Source organism: Acinetobacter sp. UNC436CL71CviS28 (assembly GCF_000620525.1).
Classification (GTDB): domain Bacteria; phylum Pseudomonadota; class Gammaproteobacteria; order Pseudomonadales; family Moraxellaceae; genus Acinetobacter; species Acinetobacter radioresistens.
Genome location: NZ_JIBB01000031.1, coordinates 1 through 24,641, shown reverse-complemented (window position 1 = coordinate 24,641; position 24,641 = coordinate 1). Strand labels below are relative to the sequence as shown.

30 protein-coding genes and 2 pseudogenes are annotated in these 24,641 nt (G+C 46.5%); 21 read left to right on the top strand and 11 right to left on the bottom strand.

All coding sequences use genetic code 11. From position 1 onward, the window contains the following. Nucleotides 1-160: 160 nt before the first annotated feature. The gene (locus N518_RS17245; protein WP_016487060.1) at nucleotides 161-328 is read right to left on the bottom strand and encodes a hypothetical protein; all 168 of its coding nucleotides are present in this window, start codon (nucleotides 326-328) and stop codon (nucleotides 161-163) included. Nucleotides 329-403: 75 nt separating this feature from the next. Between N518_RS17245 and N518_RS0111575 the strand changes: the two genes are divergently transcribed. The 3 genes from N518_RS0111575 to N518_RS0111565 all read left to right on the top strand — a co-directional run bounded on the left by N518_RS0111575 (nucleotide 404) and on the right by N518_RS0111565 (nucleotide 2,273). Continuing rightward, complete coding sequence (locus N518_RS0111575) at nucleotides 404-1,417, top strand: zinc-binding alcohol dehydrogenase family protein (RefSeq protein ID WP_002118279.1); 1,014 nt, start codon at nucleotides 404-406, stop codon at nucleotides 1,415-1,417. Between the two features lie 72 nt (nucleotides 1,418-1,489). Then, a complete protein-coding gene (locus N518_RS0111570) occupies nucleotides 1,490-1,921 on the top strand; it encodes a GlcG/HbpS family heme-binding protein (RefSeq protein ID WP_005006001.1) in 432 nt (143 codons plus the stop codon). Between the two features lie 58 nt (nucleotides 1,922-1,979). Continuing rightward, the gene (locus N518_RS0111565; protein WP_003464978.1) at nucleotides 1,980-2,273 is read left to right on the top strand and encodes a DUF1330 domain-containing protein; all 294 of its coding nucleotides are present in this window, start codon (nucleotides 1,980-1,982) and stop codon (nucleotides 2,271-2,273) included. Between the two features lie 325 nt (nucleotides 2,274-2,598). On the opposite strand, the gene N518_RS0111555 is transcribed toward N518_RS0111565, so the two are convergent. After that, a complete protein-coding gene (locus N518_RS0111555; protein ID WP_003464979.1) occupies nucleotides 2,599-3,069 on the bottom strand; it encodes a TlpA family protein disulfide reductase in 471 nt (156 codons plus the stop codon). Nucleotides 3,070-3,254: 185 nt separating this feature from the next. On the opposite strand from N518_RS0111555, the gene N518_RS17470 reads away from it, so the two are divergent. From N518_RS17470 to N518_RS0111530, 6 genes are all read left to right on the top strand, one after another. Continuing rightward, the gene (locus N518_RS17470; RefSeq protein ID WP_256380712.1) at nucleotides 3,255-3,380 is read left to right on the top strand and encodes a hypothetical protein; all 126 of its coding nucleotides are present in this window, start codon (nucleotides 3,255-3,257) and stop codon (nucleotides 3,378-3,380) included. Between the two features lie 156 nt (nucleotides 3,381-3,536). After that, nucleotides 3,537-4,139, top strand: coding sequence for a sulfite oxidase-like oxidoreductase (locus N518_RS0111550; RefSeq protein ID WP_003464980.1), 603 nt, complete (start codon nucleotides 3,537-3,539; stop codon nucleotides 4,137-4,139). Further along, complete coding sequence (locus N518_RS0111545; protein WP_002118292.1) at nucleotides 4,132-4,878, top strand: ferredoxin reductase; 747 nt, start codon at nucleotides 4,132-4,134, stop codon at nucleotides 4,876-4,878. Before N518_RS0111550 ends, N518_RS0111545 begins: the two co-directional genes overlap by 8 nt. Before the next feature lie 453 nt (nucleotides 4,879-5,331). Next, nucleotides 5,332-5,604, top strand: coding sequence for a glutaredoxin 3 (gene grxC, locus N518_RS0111540; protein WP_005005995.1), 273 nt, complete (start codon nucleotides 5,332-5,334; stop codon nucleotides 5,602-5,604). Between the two features lie 67 nt (nucleotides 5,605-5,671). Beyond that, nucleotides 5,672-5,953: a DUF427 domain-containing protein gene (locus tag N518_RS0111535; RefSeq protein WP_003464986.1), complete on the top strand. Its 282-nt coding sequence runs from the start codon at nucleotides 5,672-5,674 to the stop codon at nucleotides 5,951-5,953. 169 nt (nucleotides 5,954-6,122) lie between these two features. Next, nucleotides 6,123-6,389 (top strand): hypothetical protein, encoded by a 267-nt coding sequence (locus N518_RS0111530; protein WP_003464988.1) that lies wholly within the window; start codon nucleotides 6,123-6,125, stop codon nucleotides 6,387-6,389. Between the two features lie 860 nt (nucleotides 6,390-7,249). Here the strand turns inward: N518_RS0111530 and sdhC are convergent. Then, entirely contained in the window at nucleotides 7,250-7,624 is a 375-nt protein-coding gene (gene sdhC, locus N518_RS0111520) for a succinate dehydrogenase, cytochrome b556 subunit (protein WP_005005993.1), read from the bottom strand. 70 nt (nucleotides 7,625-7,694) lie between these two features. Here sdhC and N518_RS16830 point away from each other — a divergent pair. Next, nucleotides 7,695-7,859: pseudogene (locus tag N518_RS16830) on the top strand (IS4 family transposase); the annotation flags it as partial. Here the strand turns inward: N518_RS16830 and N518_RS16290 are convergent. Together N518_RS16290 and N518_RS0111510 are read right to left on the bottom strand one after the other, a co-directional pair. Beyond that, entirely contained in the window at nucleotides 7,821-8,213 is a 393-nt protein-coding gene (locus N518_RS16290; RefSeq protein WP_155756716.1) for a hypothetical protein, read from the bottom strand. The pseudogene N518_RS16830 and the gene N518_RS16290 sit on opposite strands and share 39 nt — an antisense overlap. A gap of 2 nt (nucleotides 8,214-8,215) precedes the next feature. Next, nucleotides 8,216-9,151 (bottom strand): AraC family transcriptional regulator, encoded by a 936-nt coding sequence (locus tag N518_RS0111510; RefSeq protein ID WP_002123001.1) that lies wholly within the window; start codon nucleotides 9,149-9,151, stop codon nucleotides 8,216-8,218. Between the two features lie 138 nt (nucleotides 9,152-9,289). Here N518_RS0111510 and msrA point away from each other — a divergent pair, with 138 nt between their 5' ends. The 7 genes from msrA to N518_RS0111475 are packed head-to-tail and all read left to right on the top strand — an operon-like array spanning nucleotide 9,290 to nucleotide 13,116. Further along, a complete protein-coding gene (gene msrA, locus N518_RS0111505; protein ID WP_081402534.1) occupies nucleotides 9,290-9,763 on the top strand; it encodes a peptide-methionine (S)-S-oxide reductase MsrA in 474 nt (157 codons plus the stop codon). 3 nt (nucleotides 9,764-9,766) lie between these two features. Next, nucleotides 9,767-10,027: a glutaredoxin gene (locus tag N518_RS0111500; protein ID WP_001076938.1), complete on the top strand. Its 261-nt coding sequence runs from the start codon at nucleotides 9,767-9,769 to the stop codon at nucleotides 10,025-10,027. Nucleotides 10,028-10,058: 31 nt separating this feature from the next. Next, a complete protein-coding gene (gene msrB / locus N518_RS0111495; protein ID WP_026444290.1) occupies nucleotides 10,059-10,499 on the top strand; it encodes a peptide-methionine (R)-S-oxide reductase MsrB in 441 nt (146 codons plus the stop codon). 54 nt (nucleotides 10,500-10,553) lie between these two features. After that, entirely contained in the window at nucleotides 10,554-10,799 is a 246-nt protein-coding gene (locus N518_RS0111490; RefSeq protein WP_026444289.1) for a glutaredoxin family protein, read from the top strand. A 50-nt stretch (nucleotides 10,800-10,849) separates the two neighbouring features. Then, nucleotides 10,850-11,173 (top strand): antibiotic biosynthesis monooxygenase family protein, encoded by a 324-nt coding sequence (locus N518_RS0111485; RefSeq protein WP_026444288.1) that lies wholly within the window; start codon nucleotides 10,850-10,852, stop codon nucleotides 11,171-11,173. After that, on the top strand, nucleotides 11,170-12,444 hold the full coding sequence (locus N518_RS0111480; protein WP_026444287.1) for an acetyl-CoA C-acetyltransferase: 1,275 nt from the start codon (nucleotides 11,170-11,172) through the stop codon (nucleotides 12,442-12,444). The genes N518_RS0111485 and N518_RS0111480 overlap by 4 nt, the downstream gene beginning before the upstream one ends. 9 nt (nucleotides 12,445-12,453) lie before the next feature. Then, on the top strand, nucleotides 12,454-13,116 hold the full coding sequence (locus N518_RS0111475) for a peptide-methionine (S)-S-oxide reductase MsrA (RefSeq protein ID WP_001281573.1): 663 nt from the start codon (nucleotides 12,454-12,456) through the stop codon (nucleotides 13,114-13,116). Between the two features lie 219 nt (nucleotides 13,117-13,335). Here N518_RS0111475 and N518_RS0111470 read toward each other — a convergent pair whose 3' ends face one another. Continuing rightward, nucleotides 13,336-14,313, bottom strand: a complete 978-nt coding sequence (locus N518_RS0111470; RefSeq protein ID WP_002119794.1) for a sensor domain-containing diguanylate cyclase — start codon at nucleotides 14,311-14,313, stop codon at nucleotides 13,336-13,338. A 617-nt stretch (nucleotides 14,314-14,930) separates the two neighbouring features. Beyond that, the gene (locus N518_RS0111465) at nucleotides 14,931-16,217 is read right to left on the bottom strand and encodes a GAF domain-containing protein (protein WP_000257537.1); all 1,287 of its coding nucleotides are present in this window, start codon (nucleotides 16,215-16,217) and stop codon (nucleotides 14,931-14,933) included. 852 nt (nucleotides 16,218-17,069) lie between these two features. Here N518_RS0111465 and N518_RS17380 point away from each other — a divergent pair. The 4 genes and pseudogenes from N518_RS17380 to N518_RS16820 all read left to right on the top strand — a co-directional run. Continuing rightward, entirely contained in the window at nucleotides 17,070-17,246 is a 177-nt protein-coding gene (locus tag N518_RS17380; RefSeq protein WP_005006244.1) for a peptide-methionine (S)-S-oxide reductase, read from the top strand. 58 nt (nucleotides 17,247-17,304) lie between these two features. Then, nucleotides 17,305-17,859 (top strand): carboxymuconolactone decarboxylase family protein, encoded by a 555-nt coding sequence (locus N518_RS0111455; RefSeq protein ID WP_000088799.1) that lies wholly within the window; start codon nucleotides 17,305-17,307, stop codon nucleotides 17,857-17,859. 137 nt (nucleotides 17,860-17,996) lie between these two features. Continuing rightward, nucleotides 17,997-18,512: a YkgB family protein gene (locus N518_RS0111450; RefSeq protein ID WP_026444286.1), complete on the top strand. Its 516-nt coding sequence runs from the start codon at nucleotides 17,997-17,999 to the stop codon at nucleotides 18,510-18,512. Between the two features lie 239 nt (nucleotides 18,513-18,751). After that, a pseudogene (locus N518_RS16820) lies at nucleotides 18,752-18,859 on the top strand (transposase); the annotation flags it as partial. On the opposite strand, the gene N518_RS0111445 reads toward N518_RS16820, so the two are convergent. The 4 genes from N518_RS0111445 to N518_RS16815 form a co-directional block, all read right to left on the bottom strand. Continuing rightward, complete coding sequence (locus tag N518_RS0111445; protein ID WP_026444285.1) at nucleotides 18,838-20,604, bottom strand: ATP-dependent nuclease; 1,767 nt, start codon at nucleotides 20,602-20,604, stop codon at nucleotides 18,838-18,840. The pseudogene N518_RS16820 and the gene N518_RS0111445 overlap by 22 nt on opposite strands. Before the next feature lie 114 nt (nucleotides 20,605-20,718). Further along, the gene (locus N518_RS0111440; protein ID WP_026444284.1) at nucleotides 20,719-23,823 is read right to left on the bottom strand and encodes a type I restriction endonuclease subunit R; all 3,105 of its coding nucleotides are present in this window, start codon (nucleotides 23,821-23,823) and stop codon (nucleotides 20,719-20,721) included. Nucleotides 23,824-23,880: 57 nt separating this feature from the next. Continuing rightward, complete coding sequence (locus tag N518_RS16285) at nucleotides 23,881-24,291, bottom strand: Kiwa anti-phage protein KwaB-like domain-containing protein (RefSeq protein WP_051531905.1); 411 nt, start codon at nucleotides 24,289-24,291, stop codon at nucleotides 23,881-23,883. 12 nt (nucleotides 24,292-24,303) lie between these two features. Further along, nucleotides 24,304-24,641: IS30 family transposase (locus N518_RS16815; RefSeq protein ID WP_032050483.1), on the bottom strand; the 338-nt coding region annotated here is incomplete at its 5' end.

The window sequence follows — 24,641 nt, the reverse complement described above, 5'->3', positions numbered from 1 at the left end:
GGCCTTATACGGAAGCTTGTCCAATCCAACTCAAGATGAAGGTGCGTCCATGACATAGCAGCTGACCGACGCTCTACAAGCAGTTCAGTCCTTCATCGCCAAGGGCTAAGACCGCGAATAGCGCGTCAAGGACAGCAATCTCGTCGATCTCGAGCCAGGATCAACCATCGGTCCGTGCGGCATCTGCGTCGACGCGGCGTTTCGCCTCGGAAGCGGTGATGATGGCGATAACGCCTCCACCCTCTACGCGATCACCGATCCGGCGACCGAGCATAAGGGCCTGTTGATCGACGTGTTCGATGAAATCTGCTACCGCGACCCAGTTCAAGAGTCGGGACCTCAATGTAGAAGAAGTTGACTAACGAGCATTCGCGTCATCCGATCAAGCAAGCTGGAGACATTTATGAAAGCCATTGGTTACAAGGTTCCGGGACCCATCGCCGCGGATGCCGCGCTGGTCGACATCAATCTGCCTCGGCCTGTCGCTGCAGGATACGATATCCTGGTTGAGGTGAAGGCCGTCTCGGTCAACCCGGTCGACTACAAGGTCCGCAACAGCACGCCGCCGGCAGATGGCGATTGGAAGGTGCTGGGATGGGATGCCGCCGGGATTGTGCGCGAGGTCGGCCCCGACGTCACGCAGTTCGAGTTAGGCGACGAGGTCTATTATGCCGGATCGATCACACGGCCCGGTACCAATGCGGAGTTCCATCTCGTCGACGCCCGGATTGTCGGTCACAAACCTGCGTCGCTCTCCTGGGCGGAAGCGGCGGCGCTGCCGCTGACGACGTTGACGGCCTGGGAGGCGATGTTCGACCGCCTGGACGTGGCGAAGCCCGTACCCGGTGCGGCGGAGGCGATCCTCATCATCGGTGGCGCGGGCGGGGTTGGGTCGATCGCCGTCCAGATCGCGCGACAGCGCACGGACCTCACCGTCATCGCCACAGCCTCTCGACCGGAAACCCAAGAGTGGGTAAGAGGGCTTGGAGCTCACCACGTCATCGACCATTCTCGTCCGCTCGCGCCACAGATCGCCGAACTCGGCATCGGTGCTCCCGCTTTCGTCTTTTCGACCACACATACCGAGCAACATGTCGCCGACATCGCCGAACTGATCGCCCCACAAGGACGGTTCGGACTGATCGACGATCCCAAGGCATTCGATATCATGGTTTTCAAGCGCAAGGCGGTGTCGATCCACCACGAGCTGATGTTCACGCGGTCGATCTACGGCACGCCCGACATGAATGAGCAGGGCGAGATTCTGGATGCGATGGCAGCGCTGGTTGACGACGGCAAAATCCGCACGACGCTGACCCGGCGACTGTCGCCGATCAATGCCGCCAATCTGAAGACGGTGCATGCACTGATCGAAAGTGGCGCGGCTAAAGGCAAGATCGTCCTCGAAGGCTTCTAACGACCGCGATCGCCAAACATCTTGTCCAACCTCAAAAAGCCGAACGGGTTATGCCCCAGCGATGAGAATCCCATGACCAAATCTATTGCCACCGCCTCGATCAACCGCGAAACCGCAGTCGCCCTCATCGACGCGGCGCTCGCTGCGGCCCGTGCCATCGGCATCCCGGCTGCCGTCGCCGTCGTCGACGCCACCGGTAACCTGCGCGCGTTCGAGCGCACCGACGATGCGCCGTTCCTTACCGTCGATGTTGCCATCGACAAGGCCTGGAGTTCCGCCTCGTTTGGGTTCCCGACCCATGTCTGGAACGACTATGTGACCAACGATCCAAAAGTGGCGCCGCTAGCCTATCGCCCTCGGATGGTCGCTGTCGGCGGCGGTTATCCGATTCTGGAGGATGGGAAGTTGATCGGCGGCATAGGCATCTCCGGAGGCAACTATCAGCAGGATCAGGATGCGTGCGTCGAGGCACTCATGAAAATCGGGTTCCAGTTGCCAGCCTGACGACTGTGAGGCCATCACCGGTGGTAATGGCCAACAGATCCAACCTTTGAGAGGCCTAATGATGGAAGCGTTCGTCGTCTTTACGCGGGAAGAAACCAGCGACCCACATGCACTCGCAACCTATTCTGCAGGCGTCGGACCATCGTTCGATGGTCACGACGTTACCTTTCTCGCCGCTTATGGCGCGATCCAGCATTTGGAGGGGCCGCCCATCGAAGGGGCCGTAATCTTGCGTTTCCCGACGATGCAGGCCGCTCGCGACTGGTATGACAGTCCCGCCTACCAAACCATCGCTGCTCATCGCTTTGCCGGTTCCCGTTACCGCGCCTTTATCATTGAAGGGCGGCGGTGACATACCGACAGAAGCACTTCGGCGCTGACCACGAGGTATCGGCGTGTGAACTCGCATCTTGGGAATCTGTGGGGGGGACCAAGACAGCGGCGCTAGGGGCTCATATCGTCGATCGGATCAGAGAGTTGCTCGGCGAGAATGGGTTATCTATTGCCGAGCTGACGGAGCGGAGCCGCCCTCTCCCAACGGATTGATTCAATCGTTGACGCTCCTCCTATCCGGATCCGGGTTTTCGCACGCTGATCAACAGAGTTACAGCGCGCAACGCCTGTAGTGGGCATCAGGGGATGGGTGGCAATCAGGATGATTGCCCACCTTCCAACGATTAACCTTGCTCAAGTTGCTTCACTAGTCGCTCCGCGTCGAGATGGAAGTCCGAGAAAACAATGCTACCGCCAGCGTCGATAACCGTAAACCACGGAGTTCCTCGTGTGCGGTAGTCTTCCATGAAGGTTGGAAACGGCGAGCCGGTCGGTTGCTCGTCGTGACCGAAAACGATAGGAAGCTCATACTTGAGCTGGTTCACGCGCAACTTCTCGAAGGTATTCTCATGCGTTCCTTCGAAGACGGTCTGGATCACTGCGAACCCCACGTCTTTTGAGCTCAACGCTGCATGCAACTTTTGTAGCGTCGGAAACCCATGCAAATGGCAACCTTGGCACCAATGCTGGAAGGCAAACAAGATTTTCGGGCCGGGCCCGATATCTGACAGTTTGAACGGCGCGATACTTTCCCCATCTTTGCCAATCCATTTTTGCACCCGCAGCTCAGGCGCTTGTCGTTCGATCTCGTTCATCTGATCCTCCAACCCCGATACAGAAGCTTAGTGGATGATCGCGCGTCGCGACGGTGCGCGAACGTCCGACCTTATTTTCCCTATTTCCTGAAGCCAGAATAGATCAGATCGACATTTCGTCCTTAATATACTCAAGCTGCCGGCGAGCGCGAACTGGGCAACCATGCGCTGGTGAGCCTTGAGCTTTGCACGCTGCCCATCCGTTTGAGAGCGAACCTGCAACTTCCGCTCCGCATACCGCAGATCAGCGTACGCAGCCTTGGGGTTATCTACCCTATAGCCATTGGGTATTGGGAATCATGCTGGCCTGACGCTATGTTCGATACGCGATTTTTTACGATGATAGAGCATCTGTATCTGATTTTTAGTCGATTGGCTTATTCGGCGGATGTGCGGGCAAATGCTTTACGCAGAGTACTGAAATGAAGGCCGGCTTCGGTCTGCCGTATCGAGCAAGAGGGGTCACTATGGTCACCAGAGGTTTCACCGGTCGCGGTTCAGGCGACCAGTCCGATCGGATTCCGCCAGGTCAGCATCTGGTGGAGGATTTCCCTGTTCTGTCGGCCGGCCCTACGCCGAGGGTAGAGCCCTCCGACTGGAAATTCACAGTCAAAATTGGTCCGAAGCCCGTCAAAACGTGGAATTGGGGCGAATTCAACACTCTACCAAAGACCCAGGTGACAAAGGATATTCACTGCGTCACCTCTTGGTCCAAACTGGATACCGTTTGGGAGGGTGTACTCATTGAAGACATCCTTGCAGATGCAGAGCTTGATCGGCCTACCGATTTCGTCTTGGCGCACTGCTACGATAATTATTCGACAAACGTCCCTCTGACGGATCTGCTTTCCGGGAAAGCGATGGTCGCCCTCAGTTATGCGGGCAAGCCACTTTCCCGCGATCATGGGGGGCCGGCGCGTCTTCTAGTGCCGCACCTTTACTTCTGGAAATCCGCCAAATGGGTGAATGCGCTGCAATTCACGACGCGTGACGAGGCCGGCTTTTGGGAGCTGCACGGCTATCACATCTACGGCGATCCGTGGCGCGAACAACGATACACCCATGACTGAAAACGAAGCGCAAGTCCGTTCGTGGCAATCATGCGTGATCGACGACATCATCCAGCAAACACCGAGTATCAAGAGCTTCTTCCTTCGGTTGAGCAAGCCGTTCGCGCACACCGCAGGTCAGCACGTCGATATCCGGCTGACCGCGCCCGACGGCTACAGTGCAATGCGCAGCTACTCGATCGCGTCATCGGCAGTTTCGACCCCGATCGTCGAGATAGCTATCGAGCGCATGCCGGATGCCGAAGTTTCGCCGTTTTTTCACGACATCGCGGCGATTGGTGACGAAATCGAAGTTCGCGGTCCGCTCGGTGGCCATTTCCTTTGGCCTGAGCCTGCCATAGATCCGGTTCTGTTGATCGGGGGAGGCTCCGGCCTCGTGCCGTTGATGGCAATGATCCGGCAGCGCCGCGCATTGGCCCAAGCCGTTCCGACAGCGTTGCTCCTGTCCGCACGAACCGCCGAGGACGTTCTCTTCTCAGAAGAACTTCATTGCATCGAAATCAGCGATCCGGCGTTCGTCCTGGCGCTCGCGATTACGCGCGAGAAACCGGTTCGCGCATCGGACTTTGCGCGACGGATCGACGGCATGATGGTCCAAGAAATTCTAACCAGGCTTCAGGGAAAGCCGACGCAAGTGTTCGTCTGCGGGTCTAACGGATTCGTCAACATCGCAACCGATAGCGCGCTGCTGGCGGGCTTGGACGCCTCCATCATCAAGACGGAGCGCTACGGGGGCTAGCGGCGCGAGCTATCTCACGTCGCGCCGATCGTAGACGTGCGCCCTGGGAAGCTTTGGCGATCAACGTGAACCGTTTTGCCGAACACAGTCTTCGTACCCCCCGGCCTCTAGAACGCCTTCGCTCGCGATACCTGGCTCGACATCAAGCTCAATTTGAAAGTTCCTGCACTATCCGTCGTCCTGATATGCTCGACCAGCATGATGGGCGATTCGAGCGGGACCGCTTCCGTCCCAATCGAGGCTCGGTTACCTTAGAGCATCGGCTCGGCGCTACAGGAGGCGCGTGCGGCCTCTGCCTGGCGGTGAAAGCACTTTGGGCCATGTCGCCTGGATAGCGGCCAATCGTCAGCATCTGCTCCGATGTCGGCCAAGGTGCAGTCGCCATCTTTGAACGCCGCGAATTGGAGATCAACGCCATGACAGCGATCCGCGTGCAACTGCCGGAGATGCAATATGACAACTGATGTATTGCTGTACACCACGAATTGGTGCCCGTTCTGCCGCCGAGCGAAGGCGCTCCTCAAGGAAAAGGGCGTGCGATGGAAGGAGCTCGATATTGAGGCGGATCCGGCTCACCGGCAGGCCATGGCGGAAGCGTCGGGGCGAAGCTCCGTGCCGCAGATCTTCATCAATGGCACCCTTATCGGTGGCTCCGATGAGCTATTCGCGCTCGATGTCAGAGGCGAGCTCGACAAACTTCTCGGGCGCAACCCGCCTGCCACCTGAGGAGGTGCGGCTTGGGGCAGCCAGCCCGCGAGCCTTCGCCGGTTGATGAATACAAAAGGAGAGTCCGTTGGTCTCAGCCATCTGGAAAGACACTACTATCGCCACAAGCGACGAAACAGTCATCGTCGAGGGAAATCACTACTTCCCACCGTCAGGAGTCGACCTGAGCCTGCTTGAGATGAGCCCGCACACATCTGTCTGTCCGATCAAAGGCGCCGCGCGCTTCTTTCATGTTCGCGCGGGTGACGCGCTCAACGTGAACGCCGCTTGGACCTATCCCGCCCCCACTCCGGATGCCGAGGGTATCCGGGATTACATCGCTTTCTGGAAAGGCGTGGACGTTGCCTAGCAGACTGGACGGACGACTTCGCTGATAGCCATGCGGGCGCCGACATCTCAATTATCCTGCCCACCCCGGGCCTCGTCGGCTGCAGGAATCTGCCCGGCACCTTAGCGCGACCCGGCACTGGCGGTCTCGCACCCGCCGCGCCTCTGTTCTATCAATAAGGATGGATGACATGGAGCATTCCGAGTTCGATGCCGCTTTCGCGAAGCTTGCGGAGGGATACAGAGAAGGGACTTATGAAGGCCGGCGTTTCAGCTTGATCGTCCGGCGATCTGGGGACGGACGTCGCAACAGTCTGTTCGCCAGGGAGTTGGACGGGACTGACATTGTCAGCTTCAACCTCTTCCGCGTTACATCAGATAGGACATTGTTGAAGCCGTGCGAAATGTCCGCCGAAAAGGTCGTAGCGTTCGTGCTGGAGTTCCGACCGGACACCTGACGGGCAGAAGAAGATCCCGGCCAACCGGCGCGCCTGCGACGGCCGGCTATCTAAGGCTGCGCAAGCCTATAGCCGCAGCTCATTGCACTTCGTCTGGCGAGGAATTCAACATCGATACGTCGCCATCCGCGGGGATATCGGTACAGGCGCCCGTGTAAGCCAGATTGAGAAATCCTAAGCGATGACTAACACCAATGACGCCACCCTTCCGACACATTCTATTCTTGAGGAATGCACAGCGATGGCTGTCGTCAACGCTCTGAAGATTATTCTGAAGAACAGCTACGCGATCTACCTTAAGACAAAAAATGCCACTCGGGCGCATCCCGCCCCTACTTCAGGGACTTTCACTTGCTTCTCGCTCTGTCACTCACAGCATCGGCACGCCCATGACGCATGGTATCCAGGCCTCATAATTTTCCCATATAACCTTCTTGTCTTTTGCGCACCCAGAAAGACTCGAGGCTTTAACTGGACAGATGAGCCCTCGAGGGTAGTGTTCACCTGATTGGCTTTCTCATATCTGATGTTGATTCGCACAGTGTGCCAACCAGGTGATAGTTTCAAAAAACCTGCGCTTCAGAGCGAATTAGACGATCTTCGATAAGAGCGATCCGCCTCAAAATCCAAAACATCTAACATTGTCCTAGAGCCATATTTGTACCTAGTACTATGGCGCTCCCATTAACACATTTGATGATGCACAGAAAACTTAGCTCATGATAGCTTTCAGCTAACAGCTATTCGGAAGCCCGAAAGGATTCAACCGTTTAAGCGTGAACCGTCGATTATAAATACTTTCGTAAGTTAGCTTTAAAGGACGCTTTTAGTCCTTGTAAATACGCATTACGACTCCACAGCTACCAAATCCATACGGCGCCAGCAACCATTAAAACACCCGACACTACTAAAACAATAGTAGAGGCGCGATTGCTGCCTTTCAAAGTATGACCAACACCCACATCCATAACTAGGTGTCGAATTCCGGCTACGAGATGATAAATAAATGAAGAGTATACCAACCAGAAACTAACTTTGCCGAAAGGTGAAGAAAAAATCTCCTTGACTTCATTAAAACCCTTTTCTGACTCCAACGATTTGCTCAGCATATACAGTATCAGTCCCAGAAAAATAAAGAGCATAATTCCTGAAATCCGGTGCAGAATCGATGTAAGCGCCGTGAGAGGAAGCTGAATGGTTCGAATATCAAGATTAACCGGCCGCTTTTTATTCATTTTGACTCCAGTCAACAATTCTAGTGGGGGATTTCAGTTTTCGATCTCATTCATCATAGCAGCTGTAACAAAAATAAAGAAGCATGGACGACTCTCAATGAGTTTATTTCGCTATGGTTTAGACTATGTTCAAATGGCGATTCAGCGTTTAATTGGTTTTGGGAAAAAAGAAGAGTTTAAGGAAATTTTGGCAATTTTAAGAAGGCAGAATCCTGATAGGATAAGGGTTCTGTGAAATTTGTCGTGTACAGAGAAAATTTTTAATGTTTCTTTCGACGAACATATAAAGTTCGTGAAGCTGATTCAACTCGTGCCTCAGTTGCTCCTTCGTATATTCCTTTTCGATTTGCTGATGGAGGATGCCATTAGCGTCAATCTGAGCTTTTAACACCAGAAAGAGAAGCACTGAACCCAGAATTTGTAGAAATGGGCTTGAAATACCTCCAAGAGCATCTCCTATTTCGCCATAACCTTTCAAATATTGCAGCGGAAGAAGAGGTGCAAACAAAGGGATAAGCAGGCAAGCCGCACCACCAATGACTATGACCCAGAAAGCTATTTTGGTAACAGGAGAGTTATAGATATTCATTTTTACACCTTTTCAGAATTTTCTTTTCTGTACGCGCTAGGAGTTTTGCCAATTTTTTTCTTAAACAACTTTTGAAAGTGTTCATGTGCCGGATACCCAATGGCTTCACTCACTTCGGGAACAGACTTACCGGATTCTTTAAGCAGCTGCTTTGCTTTTTCAAGCCGACAATAGGTTAAATAATCAAGAGGTGTCATGCCTGACAGCTCCTTAAATTTGACGCTGTAGTTCGTACGCGACATCCCCGCAATCCCGGCGAGATCGTCAAGACCCCATTTTTTATCGAGACTATGATGAATAGCTTCCAAGGTTTTGCTGAGTTGCGGATTTTCGATCAGTTTGAAGAATCCAGCATTTTTATTGGATTTGTACATGTGGATTCTTAACGCTTGCACGAAGATAATTTCGGTCAGCTTTCTGACTAACGTGTTGCTTCCAGGAAGCCCTGATTTTGCTTCCTGCTCTATAATACTTAAAAGCATGGCAAGCCAAGGCGAGTGGGAGTTATCAGCACTCTTGATATGCACGACATTTGGCAGCGAATTTAAGAATGGATGATCGGGTCCGCCATTAAAACAAAAATGTCCGCAAACGACGTTGGCTTTGAGCTTGCTCTGATCACCGTATTCCAAAACTTGAGCTTCGGTGAGGTTGGCTTTAGCTCTAAATTCGACCGCAGGCTCGGCCTTGATTTTTGGTGCACTGGCCATGGTGTGCTCCATCCCTTTGAAAAAGATCAAAATATCGCCCTGCTCCGCCAATGCTTTAAGTTTAAGTTTTGGCACCTCATACCAAAACTCGCCATGAGTCACGATGTGAAATCTCGCTAGATTCTCTTCCTGCGGGAGGCTGATGCCCCAGTCTCCCGCAAATGAGGTTCTATACCAGTAGCTGCTAGTAAGCTCTACCTTATCTAAAATTTCACTGAGAACATCCATATATAGCTCCTACGTAAACTGTCTAATAAGTCACATTATACGAACTATTGAGCATGTTATATCTATTTTACATGCTGTAAATTCAGTTCCATTAGTAAATAGATAAAAACCAAGGAGGCTTTATGAAAAATAAATAATGTGATCGTTGCCGGAGGGTGTTTTTGGGGTCTCGAAGACCTCCTTAGGAGTCTGGACGGTGTGACGTCAACGAAGGTGGGCTACTCTGGCGGAGATTTTGATGATCCTACCTACGCCGATATTATAACAGGGAAAACGGGGCACGCCGAAGCGGTTCGCGTGGAATACGACCAAGACGAAATATCTCTCGAAGAGATTCTACATTACTTTTTCAAAATCCATGATCCGACTACGAAGAATCGCCAAGGAAATGATGTTGGCACTTCGTATCGCTCGGCAGCGTTCTATCGTGACGATGCACAGAAAGCGATTATCGAAAACGTGATTGATGAGGTCAATGAGATCGGTCGCTTCGAGAATCCCGTGGTCACGACGGTAGCCTTGGAAAAAGAGTTTTATGACGCTGAGGAGTATCACCAAAACTATTTGAAGAAGAATCCCCACGGGTACACGTGCCATTTTGAGAGAGATTAAACCATGAATCAAACGAAAGAGGAAAAAATGAAAGAACTTAAGAACGTTGTCATCTACACAAAAGACCATTGTCCGTTTAGTAAACGCGTGAAGGAGTACTTAACTTCTGAAAAAGTTGATTTTAAACAAATTCGCGTGGATGACGATCCCAAGACTTATGATGAGTTGAAGAAAAAAACCAACCTTCAAACTGTTCCGCAAGTTTTTGTGGATGGAAAATTCATTGGTAGCGCGACTGACTTCTTCGCGTGGATTGATAGCTAAAGAACAAACCCAAAAATAAAGGAGCAAATTTATGTTCAACTGGGAAAGCATTAACAACTATCTCGATAACGGCACTCCCGCTCCTCCTAGAAAAGTAGAAAAGAGCGAGGAAGAGTGGAAAAAAATTCTGACGCCCGCTCAATTTAATGTCATGCGGAAGAAAGGCACCGAGCGCCCTCACACTGGGGAACTCTGTTCATTTTATGAGGCAGGACGGTATGCCTGCGCGGGCTGCGACACTGAACTGTTTGATTCGAACGTTAAGTTTGATTCGGGAACAGGTTGGCCGAGTTTTTCTGAGCCCGTCGCCGACAACGTAATTCAATATGAACTGGACACGACTTACGGACGAAGAATCGAAGTGCTATGCAATGTGTGCGAAGCCCACTTAGGGCACGTTTTTCCAGATGGTCCTGAGCCATCAGGGGTCCGATTCTGTATTAACTCGGAGTCATTGAAGTTTGTAGAATAATTTTTAAATCGAGGGGGTTTATGAAAGTGAACCTTTTGAAAAAAGGAGCCGTTCGTGTTGATTAAGCTGTTCGGTCATAAGGACTGCCACAAAACCAAGATTTACCAGTCGTACTTGAAAGAAAAAGGAATCGAGTTTGATTTTTTAGATGTTCACGAAGACGACGCGGCAGCTGATGAACTGCGATCCCTTTATACTACTGGAAAGTTAAATTTCCCGACAATACTGGTTGGGACAAAGAAGCTGAGAAACCCCAAGTTCAAGGACCTTGACAAGTGGTTGGAAGCTTCGATAAAATAACGAGATCTTTTTTTTGAGGATTGTAATTAGCTTAGTAAGGAGTCAGATCAATGATTATAGCAGTTTTCCGCAGTCGTGTTGCCAAGGAGCACGGTGGGGAGTTTGAAAGAAGATACGCCGAGATGTCCGCGCTTGTCGAAGCCATTCCTGGTTACGGAAGCCATGAGCGGTTTTCTTCTCCTAACGGTGAAGATGTTCTAATTGTCGAGTTCCTTACCAGAGAAGCTTTCGATGCTTGGGATAAGCATCCCGAACACAAAAAAGCCAAGATGCTTGGCAAAGACTACATTTTTGAATCGTACGACTTTGAATCGTACGACGTGAAGGTCGGAGAAGTTTTTGAACGGCACACAAAGCCGGAGGTGAAATTATGAAAACGAGAAACGTTTATATCGTAGGTGGAGCTCGGATTCCATTTATGAAATCTATGACCGCATATCGAGACGTCTCAAGTGAAGAACTAATGACGGCGAGCCTAAAGAGTTTAGTTGATAGATATAACTTGGAAGGAAAAACTGTGGGCGATGTAGCCTTAGGAGCTGTCATGCACAGCTCGGCTAACTGGAATTTGGCTCGTGAAGTCGTTCAATCCTCCGGTTTGCATCCAAACACTCCGGCATATAACGTGCAACGTGCTTGCGGAACGAGCTTGGAAAATACGATTCAGATTGCTCACAAAATTTCTAGCCACCAAATTGAAAGTGGCATTGCGGGCGGTGTTGATAGCAACAGCGATTTGCCCATTATGGTTAGTCGAACTTTCGCAAGAAAATTGATTGCGTTGAATTCTGCCAGAACGCTTGGTGAGAAAGTAAAAATCATTTTAGGAATTAAACCTAGCGATCTAAAGCCAGTGTTGCCCGCAGTGGTTGAGCCACGCACCGGAAAATCAATGGGTGAGCATTGCGAACTCATGGTTAAAGAGTGGAATATTTCTCGCCAAGAGCAAGATGAGTTAGCGCTGGCAAGTCACAGAAATGCAGCTCAAGCATATAAAGATGGGTTTTATGATGATCTCGTCTTTCCATTCCAAGGAAATAAGACCGATGGAATTTTGCGTGCTGATACAACTTTGGAAAAATTGTCGAAGTTAAAACCTGTTTTTGATAAATCAGAAAAAGGGACTTTGACGGCGGGAAATTCAAGCTCGCTCACAGATGGCTCATCCACCGTTCTTTTAGCATCAGAAGAAGAGGCAAAAAAGAATAATTGGCCCCTGTTGGCTAAGATTGTGGATTCTCATACTTCCGCCGTGGATTATGTCGCTGGCGAAGGTTTGCTTATGGCCCCAACTGTGGCCGTCAGTGAATTATTGAAGCGAAACGGCTTAAAGCTTCAGGATTTTGATTTTTATGAAATTCATGAGGCTTTCGCTGGGCAGGTACTCTGTACCATGAAGGCTTGGGAGTCTCCCGAATACTGCAAAACACGCTTGGGACGTTCTGAGCCTCTCGGAAAAATTGACCGCTCGAAGCTAAATGTCCGTGGAAGTAGCATTGCCCTTGGGCATCCGTTTGCGGCTACTGGCGCTAAGATCGTCGGAGTTTTAGCAAAGATACTGCACTCAGCTGGTCCTGGAAAACGTGGCCTTATCGTCGTTTGCACGGCGGGAGGAATGGGAGTGGCTACAATTCTTGAAAGTTAGGAGAAAAATATGTCGGATCTAAAAATGAATAAAGAAGACGGTGTTGAAAGCTATGAATTTGCAACCCCTGAAGCAATCGAAGAAGCATTGAAAATCGGGAAGCTTAGTCAAACGGTTTTCGGCATGGGTTGCTTTTGGGGACCGGATTCTAATTTTGGAGGGACGCAGGGAGTAGTGCAAACACGTGTTGGCTACGCTGGAGCATCAACTCTGGATCCGAGTTACCGCAACATCAACGGACACGCCGAAGTCGTCAGAGTGATCTACGATAAAGACCAAATCAGCTACAGGGAACTTCTTGGAAGTTTTGAATCATGGTCTGTTCATGGTAGAAAGCAGGGCCAGTATCGCCAGATACTTTTTGTTTTTGATCTGGAGCAAAAACAAGTAGCTGAAGAACTGATTCAAGCGATTGGAAAGGAGAAATCTCCCGAGGTGATTGAGGCCGGAGAACAAAATGGTTATTTTTGGCCCGCCGAAGATTACCATCAAAAGCATCGTCTTCGCAGAAACAAACAGCTTGTAAGTCTTGCAGAAGTAGATTTCGGTCCTCGCTGGGATGAACATCTGTATTTTACTAAATTAAATAGTACCGATAGAAAAGGCTTCAGTCTCTCAAGCTGGCTAAAAAAGTTGTCTCCGGAAATGCAGAAAGCTTACCGAATCGGTTAATCTGAAATTGCAGCTGGCTAAAGAACTCTATTTTCTATATGTAAAGAATGTGACGATCTCCTTCACATGGAGTCCAAGAGAGCATAAAAAATCTGTGTAAGTCGCATTACCCATGTATTTGAAAGGAATAAATAATGCCAATATCAGACCAGCTTATCGACCGAAGCAAGACCTCAGTTTTTATGAGGTCTTGAGATCAGCGCAGCATGAACAGATCTCTTACAGTGTGGCGAACACACTGGTTTGATTGCGGCCTTGGGTTTTAGCTTTGTATAACATCTGATCGGCGACTTCGAGCAACTGCTTTTTGTCGTCAAATAAATCAGCGCTGGCCAAACCTATGCTGACCGTTAATTGTCGTAATAACCACTCATGGTTAGCCACTACCAGCCTTAACTTTTCCAGTGTTTTATTTGCGGACGCTGTGTCTGTGCCTGGCAGGATCAGCACAAACTCTTCACCACCATAACGGGCGAAAAAGTCATAGTTCCTGCTATGGCGCTGAAACAGAGCCGCGACTTGACTCAGTGCCTCATCTCCTGCGGCATGACCATAGCTGTCGTTAAAACTCTTAAAGTGATCAATATCAATCAATGCCAGTACAAAAGATTGTCCTGTTCTTTGCCAGCGAGCAAATTCAGCTTCAAACTTGAGGTCAAAAGCTCTTCTGTTGTTCACCCCTGTCAGCGCATCCGTCATGCTGGTATTATGTAATTGTTCGCCGACTTTTTTCAGCTCCAGTATGGCGATCACTTGTCTGGACAGAGCCTGCAAAGAGCTTATCTGCCGCTGGTTCAGCTGCTTAGGAACATGATCATAGACACAAATAGTACCAATCACTGCACCTTCGGGATCAATCAGCGGCGAGCCAGCATAAAATCGGTAGCCAGGTCCTGAAATCACCATAGCATTGGTACTGAATCTGTGATCTAAAGTAGCGTCAGGGACCACCATTACCGCATCAGGTGTTTCCATTGCATACACGCAAAAGGACTCTTTAATTAATACAGAGGTACGCGAAATACCAACTTTTGCAATTAGATTCAGCTTTGTGTCATCGGTTCGCGTCACCATAGCCACTGGTGCATCACAGATATAACACGCCAGTTCAGTGATATCCCGCAGGTTCTGATCTGCTTCAGCAGGTGCTTTTAGTGTGGTTTCTGCACTAGCTGTTTGAGCTAAACTAAAGGTCATGTACTTCTCCGTTTTTCTACTGCATTTTTCAAAGATCCTGCATAGAAAAATGAATTAAATCGTTGATTTAACTCTAGCATAGATCTGTCAGACTTGAAGTTATCTCTGTAGCAATGGTATTGTTTTGTACAATATTCGCCTGCTTGATTTGAGTTTTAGCTGTATTTATAAACTTTTGGCTTTTCCGGTCGCAGGCTCTATAATTTGCTCGTTTAAATCCAACTCTTCGTCTAACGTCATCTATTTAGTGTGCATGCGGCCTCCGGAGCATTTTCCGTGGCTTATTTTACCGAAGCATCGGGATTGCTAAATAGAGCTGAACGCTGTAATGCGCTTTCGAACTGAGCTTTCCGTAACTTCGGCATTAGTTCATGTACCTTGCTTACTGGATGTTGGTTGACGCGCAGCAGCACGTCCGTCAGATAATCGTAAACGTTAATAGCAGTGTTGACCTTGCTTTGAATGACGCCAACATGCTTAGCACCAAGCTCCGTTCAGCAGAATCACAGCCAGTTTTTCAGTTATCCCAAGTGTCACTCTCAGATTAAAGGCCGCCATACCGGATGTAGTGCCAACAAGAAAACTAAAACACAACTTCGCTGATCATCGCTGAGTGTTTATAAATCGTCTCCCATCACCGGTATCGATAAGCAGATAAGCCTGGTTATGCCATTAGCAGTTCTTGAAGCATTCCTGCTTTCAATGTCGTCAACGTGATCACGATTTGAGTTGAGATAACGACTCTGTTGCTGAAGACTCTCAGTTAATTGCCACTCACCAGATTCAAGAACAGCACCCGCTAACTCGGCACATACTGTTGCAAAACCATAAAGCGCTTGATTATCGCGGGTAAAACGCAGCGGCATCGTCTGGCCTTTTACAAGAAGGGACCATTCCAAAACTCTGTACTTACCTTTTAATCGGTTACTGACAAAAATAGTTATACTTGTACCGCTGGCGCCAACAACTAAAAAGCTCGTGATAGCTAGTCCTATCAGAGACCATAACTCTGGTTTCCCACTTAGTAACAGTGGATTAGGCAAATGACTCCTCAAAACGAGATCAGCACCAAGGGTCAGCGCTGTTTTATACACTGCTTGTTCTAATAATGGAGTTGCATTGACCAGTGACGCAACAGCATCACAACTATAAGGTTCTAGAACTGCCGTAGCTCTCAACCATTCTGTTTCATGGGCAATCGCCAACAAATTTGACCAAATTCGAACCAGTGCCGCTATATGAATGGAGTTTTCATCAGTCAGGACGGTTTGATTAAGCTGCTTATCCAGTTCCTGATGCCAGTATTGGTATTGGCTTGTCAAAAGTACAAACAACTCAGATTGAAGCAACTTATTATTAGTTACCGGTCTTATCCTATTTGACATCTCATTGAATAGTTGTATAAATTTTTTGTCTGCTTGTTGCTCACGCTTTAGCAGATCTTGCTGTTGTTGAAGCATCTGTAAATCGTATTCAATGGCCTGCTTAAAAAGTGTGAGTAAGGAACAGTGTTGTGATGCCCGATCTGGGCTTGAAAAGTCCAACATACACAAAGTACCGAAAGTTTTTCCGCTAGGCCAAAGCAATGGCAGGCCATAGTAATAACTAAAGCCTGCTGCAAATGTTGGGTTATTGTTTTCATATCGGGTACCGATTGCATTTTCAACTAGTAATGGCTGGTTACTGGAAATGACTTGGGAACAATAAGTGTTAAGTGCCAATGGAACAGGTTCACCGCAATAAAAAGTTGGTACTGACACACTGCCAACAGCCTGACAAATTTCGTTTTTATCTAATCGATTAATCAGCACACAAGGCACTTCCGCGACTTGAGCCATCGAGTTTACAATGCCTTGCCAGCGCTCTAGGAGCAGAGCGGTTTCTATGCTCAAATCTACTGCCATTTGTTCCCTCAGTATTTAAATAGTCCCCTTTTGCATCATTCGATCTTGTTTATCTCAGAGTATCAAACAGGAAACAAAGTGATTGATGTCAATCAGGGAATTAGCAGCATTGATGCATTAAGCGGCGCACATACACTCTAAGTAAAGTGCTTAAGTCTGATTATGGCAAGAAATTGTTACTTTGTCAGGGATAGTCAACACTTTATTAGCGAGAGACTTGCTTGGCTGACATTTAAGACAAATCGCGAGATTCCAAATCTGCCACCAACAGTCGGAACTGAGTAACTCACTTGAGCTTTAAAAAGTAAAGCATTGAAATATTTATGGTATTTATACATCCTACCTAGCTCACAGCAGAGTTTAGCATCGTGCATTAATATGACCTTACACTAAAAATACGTACTAGTTGACGTCTATCAAACTCGTTTACGAGATAGTGTAGTGGTCGACAAATTTTGGCCACATCGTTATTGCCTAATAACCGATGCTCTCTTTAAATGCGAAATGAGTAGTGCACGCATTTTTAGCCTTTTGGCAAAACGTTGATGTCTCGAAATTTTCAAGCGCTGTGCCTTGTTTATTTTCAGAAACGTCTGCTTTCAGTGAGTTCCTGATGCTCGGGCGCTCTAAATTATGGGTATAGACAATCTGATTTGCCCTATATTTGCAGTTTTTCGTGAACCCTTAATTTCACAACTCTTTTAATCTGATATCCAAAGTCTGCATCCATACATAGCCCCTACGTAAACTGTCCAATAGGTCATGTTATACGAACTATTGAACATATTATATCTATTTTACATGCTGTAAAGTCAGTCTAATCAGTAAGTGGATGAAAACTAAGGAGGCTTTATGAAACTAGATTATGTGATCGTTGCCGGAGGGTGTTTTTGGGGTCTCGAAGACCTCCTTAGAAATCAGGACGGCGTGACGTCAACGAAGGTGTGTAGTGGCACTGAAATGGCGACTGCGCAAGACGTGAAGATGAGCTGTCTGATAGCAACGGATTATCAAGCAGAACCTTCTTAAATACAATTTATTCCACGCCAATACAGCGTGCTGTCTTTCAAATCACTAGGAGAAATTTATGTCACGTTTGAACACCCCTACCACAATCGACGCCGCGCCTACTGCTACCCATACCTCACTCAAGGCTGTGGAAAAACAACTGGGCCGCGTTCCTAACATGTTCCGCGTCGTTGCCAACAGCCCTGCTGCGCTGACTGGCTACCTGCAATTGAGCGCAGCATCAGCACAGGGCGGCTTGGGTACAGCGACTCTTGAGCGTATTGCCCTAGCCGTCGCTGAGATCAACGGCTGCGATTATTGCCTTGCTGCCCATTCCTTCCTAGGCCGTAAGGTGGCCAAGCTTGATGATGCTGAACTCACTGCCAACCGCAGCGGTGCATCAAATGACCCTAAGGCCGACGCAGCCGTGCGTTTTGCTGCCGCCGTAGTCCGCCAGCGCGGGCAAGTCAGCAATGACCAGGTCCAAGCGGTGCTGAACGCTGGCTACAGTGATGCACATGTAGTGGATATTCTGTTGGCTGTTGCCCTGAACACTTTCACTAACTACGTTAACGAAGTGACACAGACCGAGGTCGACTTCCCGGCCGTTCAACCACTAGGCATTGATGTCTAATCCATTGGTGCTCAACTACAGCAATTACCTAAGTTAGGTTCGACTCGAGTAAACATATAGTTTTTCTCAAGAGTCATATCATTTTAGTGGGCTACATAGAGTGAGTCCACATGGCTAAAAATAATTGGAGATATAAGATGACTATTCCCGAAATTGAAAATGGTGTCCAGAATACCAATACCCTTAGTAATAATCTCGGTGCAAAAATCACTAAGTTTGGTATAGGTGGCATCTACGTTGCCATGACGATAATATATTTGTGGTTTGGTGGCATGAAATTCACTAGCTACGAAGCAAACGGTATACATGGTTTTGTTAGTAATAGCCCTCTGCTTTCGTGGATGTATAGCTTCCTCAGCATTCAAGGATTCTCAAATTTTCTGGGTGTGCTTGAAATTTCAGTTGGCCTGTTAATCGCTGCACGAGTTTTCTCCCCTAAGCTCGCAATCTTGGGCGGTGTACTTTCAACCGGACTCTTTTTTACGACATTGTCGTTCATGCTGACTACACCCGGTGTTTTTGAGGCATCTCTTGGGTTTCCTGCGATCTCTGTGGTTCCTGGCCAGTTTTTGCTAAAAGATTTAGGCTTGTTTGTCGTGTCTATATTTATCGTAGGTACATCACTTACAGCACTGGAGCACAAAAACAAATAAGCCTCACCCGAAACAACTATAAGTTAGATGGCTCCTAAACACATTAGAGAGCCTTTATTTTTATCTTTTAAGTGCTTCAAGTACGTGCCTTACTAGAGGCTGTTGATCTTTGAGTGAAAAATGAACGGCATAGCAACAAGGTATAATGGTTTCGCCAAAAATCAAAAATACCACCGAGAACGGACGTTGCTATGCCAAGGACAATGCTAACAGATAACGCCTAGGAAGCCCTAAAGCAAATACTTAAAGAGACAGGGCGTGTTTACAATAAATATGAACACCGAAATACACTGGAAGGCATACTTTATCGTATGCGCACAGGCATTCAGTGGCGAGATTTGCCTGAAAGTTCTACTGGGGATAAATGAAAATCCTCTATCTTTTTAATATCCTTAGGAGCAAACCAATATCTTATTGCGGTATTACAGGTTCGCGTACCTTCCGCTACTGGGCATTTTTCCCATACGTTAATTTTCTTTTTTTTATTATTTTCTTTTTCCACCTTTTTGATTGAATCTAAATCAGTAACTACCAAAGTCTTAAGTTCAAGAAAGTCGAGGAGTGGATAAAAAAGATGAGCATGAGCTCCTCCAGCTTCAATACAAGTTACATACTGGCTTGCTAATTTTTGATGTTCTGGTAAGGATTTATCAACTAATTCTCTGAGGCGAGGCATTAATAACCGTTCAGTTGTCCCCTCAACCATAATCACTTTATCTGCAAAATAAAGATCACACTTAGTCAGAGTCATGTATTTATGCAAGAACTCTTTATCAGTAACAGATATTGTTTGCATACCCTTTTTAAAATCTTTAACTTTAGTATTTCTAATACTTTTCACTGCATCTTTTTGGTTATAGAAATATCTTACTGCATCAAAACATGCCGCATTAGCAACATGAGAAGAATGTGTAGTAATAATAAACTGAACATTCCAAACGTCTTCTGCTGGATAGGCACTCGAAAGCTTTTGAATAGCAACATTTAATTGATTAATAAAAACTTCCTGCATCTGTGGATGCAAATGAGCTTCAGGTTCTTCAATGAATATCAAATGGGCTGAAGGGCGAGTAATTTGAGATCGGTAAATTTTGTGATAGCTTTCAAGTTGTAGCAGCATATAGATTAAATTTCGCGTACCAAGACCATTATATCCCTCAGGTAAATGCACACCATCTGTACCACTATAAACAACTTTTGTATGCCCAGACAAAAGTGCCTCTACATTTAATGAAGTTTCAGGCCTTAATTCAGTATCATTAAGACTTGGAAAACCCATCACCCCCATAACAGGTAATAACTTTTTGAGCATTTTGTCAAAATCACTTTGAACATTAAGCTCAATATCTTCAACAGATTTCTTTAATTTCGCAGCTAACTCTTGATCAGATTCTGTAGCCGTTGGTGCAGCAGCTGTTTTAAACAATTCACTAAGTAATTTTCCGATAACATCAGCCTCACCAAGCTTTGTCTTATCAAGAGTTCTTTGTGCTTGAACAAAGTTACATTGTAATAATGCTGCGAATGCTGAAGTATCCTCGAAATTTCTCTTATTAGACTTATCCGTCGGATCTATTGCACTAACATGCACTTCGTAAATTTTTGATAAGTTATTACGTAAACACTTAAAAAAATGTATTTGAGGTTCCATACCTACTGGTGGTTGAGGTAAATCAAACAACAAATGCATTTTTGCTAAGACAGGCCTATATTCAATACAAGCAATCGCTGTTGTAGAGTCCATATCTAAATCAATGATAAATGGTGAAAGAGGTCCTAAAGTCGGGGCATCACTATCGTATCGAAATGTCAAAGAAAGAGTGATTATAGGCAGTGTATTATATATCTGCTCTGGACTTGCCCCCTCTTCTTTCAATTTTCTTGCATTTAAAAACTTCTCACGAGACAAACTAGAAAAATCTTCCAACCTAAAACGGGCTCCTGACTCACCACAAAAACAATCAAATATGCTAGTAAAAGATGTTTTTCCGCTATTATTTCGCCCAACAATCACAGTTGAATTCTTTTCTAATACAATCTCAATATCTTCAAGAAGTCTATACCCCTCAACTCTAACTTTTTCGATACGCATTGCTCCCCCCAAAATACATTGGTTATTGTAACTTTATCTATTTTTTTCAAAGGTTTCGCCCAAGAAGAGCATGTAAATTATTTTGTGTAAATTACGTTCTTTATAAATGATTTTTTAGCTAGTCGTCCACGCATTCGACAACTGCTCAGCTTGCTTCATCACCAACTCAATCGCTTCAGCTGCTTTATCAGGTGGGTACTTCCAACGCTGCAATGTACGACGCACAAGAATTTTAAGCTGAGCACGCACACTATCCCGAACCTGCCAATCGACCGTCGTTGATTTCCGTAGCTTCTCTGTAATCTCTCGTGCGATCTGTTTCAGCGTATCGTCTCCAAGCTCTCTGACAGCACTTTCATTGTTTGCCAAAGCATCATAGAAAGCGATTTCATCTGGATTTAACCCAAGTGAAGCTTCACGCTGCATTTCTGCCTGAAACTCTTTTGCCATTTGAATAAGTTCTTCAATAACCTGAGAAGTTTCAATCGCTCGGTTATTGTATTTCCTCAAGGTTTCCTGCAAACGGTCAGAGAAGCGTTTTTCCTGTACCACATTGTTTCGTGTCTTTGCCTTAATGCCATCATTGAGTAACTTTTCCAACAGTTCAACTGCCAAGTTACGGTATGGCATCTGCCGTACATCTTCTAAGAACTCATCTGAAAGCAAGCCAATGTTGGGTTTATCCAAACCACACATTGCAAAGACATCTGTTACGCCATCAGCAATGACAGCATTATCCAGAATCTGTTTTAGCGTACTGTCCTTTTCAGCTTGCGACAGTTTACGATCTACAGAGGTATGCTTGCTAATGACCGCTTTAATGGCTGAGTAAAAGGCAATTTCTTTGTGCAGGTTCTTCGCTTCATCCAAGGTGCTGCATAAAGAGAAGGCTTTATTGATCGCCAGGACTAAATCAAGAAAACGCTTTTTACCATCCTTTAAGCTCAGCACATAGTTGGCTGCGGGGATAATCAGTCGGTGTGCCTGAGTTTCATAAGCACTTAAATCCATGCCTACCTGTTCATTGGTTTTGGCAAACATTCCTCGTATTGCATCCATCTTTTCAGCAAGAACTGCATAGGCTTCTTCTGCACGTAAAGTCGGCTCACCTTTCCCTTTTGCATCGGTATAGGTTTTTAAGGCTTGCTTCAATTCATTAGCAATGCCGATATAGTCAACAACTAGTCCACCCTGCTTATCTTTAAAGACACGGTTCACACGTGCAATGGCCTGCATGAGGTTGTGCCCCTTCATCGGTTTGTCGATATACATGGTATGCGTGCATGGTGCATCAAAACCTGTAAGCCACATATCTCGGACAATCACTAATTGTAAAGGATCGTTTACGTCCTTAAAGCGTTTCTCAAGGCGTTTTTTAGTTTGCTTATTGTAGATATGCGGCTGTAATAATGGTTTATCTGAAGCTGAACCCGTCATCACAATTTTGATTTTGCCTTTTTCAGGATCAGGGTCATGCCAATCTGGGCGTAGAGCAATAATTTCATTGTACAAATGCACACAGATTTCGCGGCTCATGGTCACAATCATACCTTTACCCGCCGTCGCTTCAGTACGAGCGTCAAAGTGTGCGACTAAATCCGCAGCAATCTGTTTCAAGCGTGGTGTAGCTCCTACCAGCTTTTCTAGTCGGCTCCACTCACTCTTGGTCTTTTCCCTGTTACCAACATCTTCCTCATCTTCCACCACCTCATCCACTTGATCAGACAGCTCTTCGATTTCAGCCTGATTAATATCTAGCTTTGCCAAGCGTGACTCGTAGTAGATTGGGACGGTTGCACCATCATCGACGGCATCCTGAATGTCATATATGGAAACATAGTCGCCAAAGACCGCTCGGGTATCTTTATCCTCACTCGAAATAGGGGTTCCAGTAAAGCCAATAAAAGCAGCATTCTTTAAAGCATCGCGCATGTGCTTGGCATAGCCGAACTTGTATGTGCCATCATTACCTAGTTTTGCTTTCAAACCATATTGGCTACGATGTGCTTCATCTGACATCACGACAATATTGTGGCGTCCATTCAATAATGGATGCTCACTCTCACCTTCCAATAATGCAAACTTTTGTACTGTGGTAAAAATGATTCCACCAGACTCACGCTCAGCTAAAAACTTTCTCAGCTCATCACGGTTATTGGCTTGAACTGGCGTTTGTTTTAATAAATCTTGAGCATTGCTAAAGGTTTCAAACAACTGTCCATCTAAGTCATTACGGTCAGTGACGATTAACAAGGTTGGGTTGTGCATGGCAGGCTGCTGTAATAGCTTGCCTGCATAGCAGCACATGGAGATACTTTTACCTGAGCCTTGGGTATGCCAAACAACGCCTGCTTTCTTATCCCCATTCGGATTGGCTGCTGCAATGGTCGCTTGTACCGCTTCCCTAACCGCATGGAACTGATGGTAGCCTGCAATTTTCTTAATGGTCTTTTCGCCATCTGTTTCAAATAACACAAAGAATCGGATGTAATCTAAAAACAATTCTCGATCAAAGAAGCCTCGAATAACTGTCTCTAACTCCCATTCTAAAGCGGGTTTATCATCTTCATTCTTGATCGTACGCCACGGCAAAAAGCGTTCCTGATTCGCCGTCAGTGAACCGACACGGGCTGTTACACCATCACTGACTACCAATGCTTCGTTAAAAACAAACAGATCCGAGATTTCTTCTTTATAGGTTTGCAGCTGGTTAAAGGCATCCCATATATCTGCATTTTCATCGGTTGGGCTTTTTAGTTCCAACACAGCAAACGGAATACCGTTGATAAAGCAAATGATATCAGGACGTCGAGGTTGTTTAGTACCTAGAATAGTAAATTGATTAATCGCCACAAATCGGTTTTGATGCACATGGTTGAAATCCACCAAGAAGGCATGGTCATGTACCCAATCGTCCTGTTTCTTATAGGTGACAGGCACACCTTCCAACAACATACGATGGAAAGCACGGTTATTGGTGACGAGATCCAAACTTTCAGGCTTGCTCAGTTTTTGCCAAACCTGTTCAAAACAACCTGCAGGCAAATGTGGATTTAAGCGTTCAAAGGCAGCCTGTATATCTTTTTCAAGTAAAACTTGTTTAAAGTCTTTGCGAAAAGGATTGCTACTATCAGGTGCAATATCAATACCATGAACGACCTCCCAGCCATTTTCAGCGAACCAGTCAAGGCATAAGTTTTCGAGTTGTGTTTCGTTCATGGCAATCCCCGATAAATATTACTTAAATAGTTCTATAATTTTCGATATATCTTCTGACTAATTACTTATGACAACTTTACTAATACTGTCTTTTGCTACACTTGCATAATAAGACTTGGTCAGCTCCGAGGTAAGAAAATTATCCATAAGCAATTGAATAAATAAATCCTTGGAAACTTTAGTATCTAATACAATTTTATCAGCAGCATCATTAAAACGAATTCTTCCTGTCAGAGTAGGAAAGGTTTGGCAAAATTGAATAATTTCGTTATTAGGGATTCCTAATTTCAATACGGGAGAAGATTTTGCAATTTTAGTAAATCTTCTTGCATATTTAATATCATCAAGTAACTCAGACAAAACCTCATGATTCTGAACTAAATTCATGCTTTTTAATGCTTCAACACCTACTGCTGCTTCTTTTTTAATTACGTCATGAAATCCAAAATTTTTTTCTATAGTTTGCAAATCAAGGCGAATTCAAACATGAGGTGCGACAGTTTGAAAAGTCTTATGATAATCAACAAGCTGAGCAAATTTCTCTAATGGTGTAAGCCAATCTAACGCTTTTCTAGGACGAGTATTCAGTGACATGGCAACTTGATTTAAATAATGCTGATCTGCCTGATTTAAATCAATCCCTTTAGGTAAATATTGCCTAATTAAACCATTCATATTTTCGCATGTGCCTTTTTGCCAGGGTGAATGTGGGTCACAGAAATATACATCTATGCCTAAATCTTCTTCAAGTATTTTATGTTCTGCCATCTCGCGTCCACGGTCATAGGTCAACGTTTTACGCAGTTCTGCAGGTAAAT

Coding starts and splice junctions, on each gene's coding strand:
- N518_RS0111575 (WP_002118279.1), top strand. CDS start 404: ATGAAAGCCATTGGTTACAAGGTTCCGGGACCCATCGCCGCGGATGCC.
- N518_RS0111570 (WP_005006001.1), top strand. CDS start 1,490: ATGACCAAATCTATTGCCACCGCCTCGATCAACCGCGAAACCGCAGTC.
- N518_RS0111565 (WP_003464978.1), top strand. CDS start 1,980: ATGATGGAAGCGTTCGTCGTCTTTACGCGGGAAGAAACCAGCGACCCA.
- N518_RS0111555 (WP_003464979.1), bottom strand. CDS start 3,069: ATGAACGAGATCGAACGACAAGCGCCTGAGCTGCGGGTGCAAAAATGG.
- N518_RS0111550 (WP_003464980.1), top strand. CDS start 3,537: ATGGTCACCAGAGGTTTCACCGGTCGCGGTTCAGGCGACCAGTCCGAT.
- N518_RS0111545 (WP_002118292.1), top strand. CDS start 4,132: ATGACTGAAAACGAAGCGCAAGTCCGTTCGTGGCAATCATGCGTGATC.
- grxC (WP_005005995.1), top strand. CDS start 5,332: ATGACAACTGATGTATTGCTGTACACCACGAATTGGTGCCCGTTCTGC.
- N518_RS0111530 (WP_003464988.1), top strand. CDS start 6,123: ATGGAGCATTCCGAGTTCGATGCCGCTTTCGCGAAGCTTGCGGAGGGA.
- sdhC (WP_005005993.1), bottom strand. CDS start 7,624: ATGAATAAAAAGCGGCCGGTTAATCTTGATATTCGAACCATTCAGCTT.
- N518_RS16290 (WP_155756716.1), bottom strand. CDS start 8,213: ATGAATATCTATAACTCTCCTGTTACCAAAATAGCTTTCTGGGTCATA.
- N518_RS0111510 (WP_002123001.1), bottom strand. CDS start 9,151: ATGGATGTTCTCAGTGAAATTTTAGATAAGGTAGAGCTTACTAGCAGC.
- N518_RS0111500 (WP_001076938.1), top strand. CDS start 9,767: ATGAATCAAACGAAAGAGGAAAAAATGAAAGAACTTAAGAACGTTGTC.
- msrB (WP_026444290.1), top strand. CDS start 10,059: ATGTTCAACTGGGAAAGCATTAACAACTATCTCGATAACGGCACTCCC.
- N518_RS0111485 (WP_026444288.1), top strand. CDS start 10,850: ATGATTATAGCAGTTTTCCGCAGTCGTGTTGCCAAGGAGCACGGTGGG.
- N518_RS0111480 (WP_026444287.1), top strand. CDS start 11,170: ATGAAAACGAGAAACGTTTATATCGTAGGTGGAGCTCGGATTCCATTT.
- N518_RS0111475 (WP_001281573.1), top strand. CDS start 12,454: ATGTCGGATCTAAAAATGAATAAAGAAGACGGTGTTGAAAGCTATGAA.
- N518_RS0111470 (WP_002119794.1), bottom strand. CDS start 14,313: ATGACCTTTAGTTTAGCTCAAACAGCTAGTGCAGAAACCACACTAAAA.
- N518_RS0111465 (WP_000257537.1), bottom strand. CDS start 16,217: ATGGCAGTAGATTTGAGCATAGAAACCGCTCTGCTCCTAGAGCGCTGG.
- N518_RS17380 (WP_005006244.1), top strand. CDS start 17,070: ATGAAACTAGATTATGTGATCGTTGCCGGAGGGTGTTTTTGGGGTCTC.
- N518_RS0111455 (WP_000088799.1), top strand. CDS start 17,305: ATGTCACGTTTGAACACCCCTACCACAATCGACGCCGCGCCTACTGCT.
- N518_RS0111450 (WP_026444286.1), top strand. CDS start 17,997: ATGACTATTCCCGAAATTGAAAATGGTGTCCAGAATACCAATACCCTT.
- N518_RS0111445 (WP_026444285.1), bottom strand. CDS start 20,604: ATGCGTATCGAAAAAGTTAGAGTTGAGGGGTATAGACTTCTTGAAGAT.
- N518_RS0111440 (WP_026444284.1), bottom strand. CDS start 23,823: ATGAACGAAACACAACTCGAAAACTTATGCCTTGACTGGTTCGCTGAA.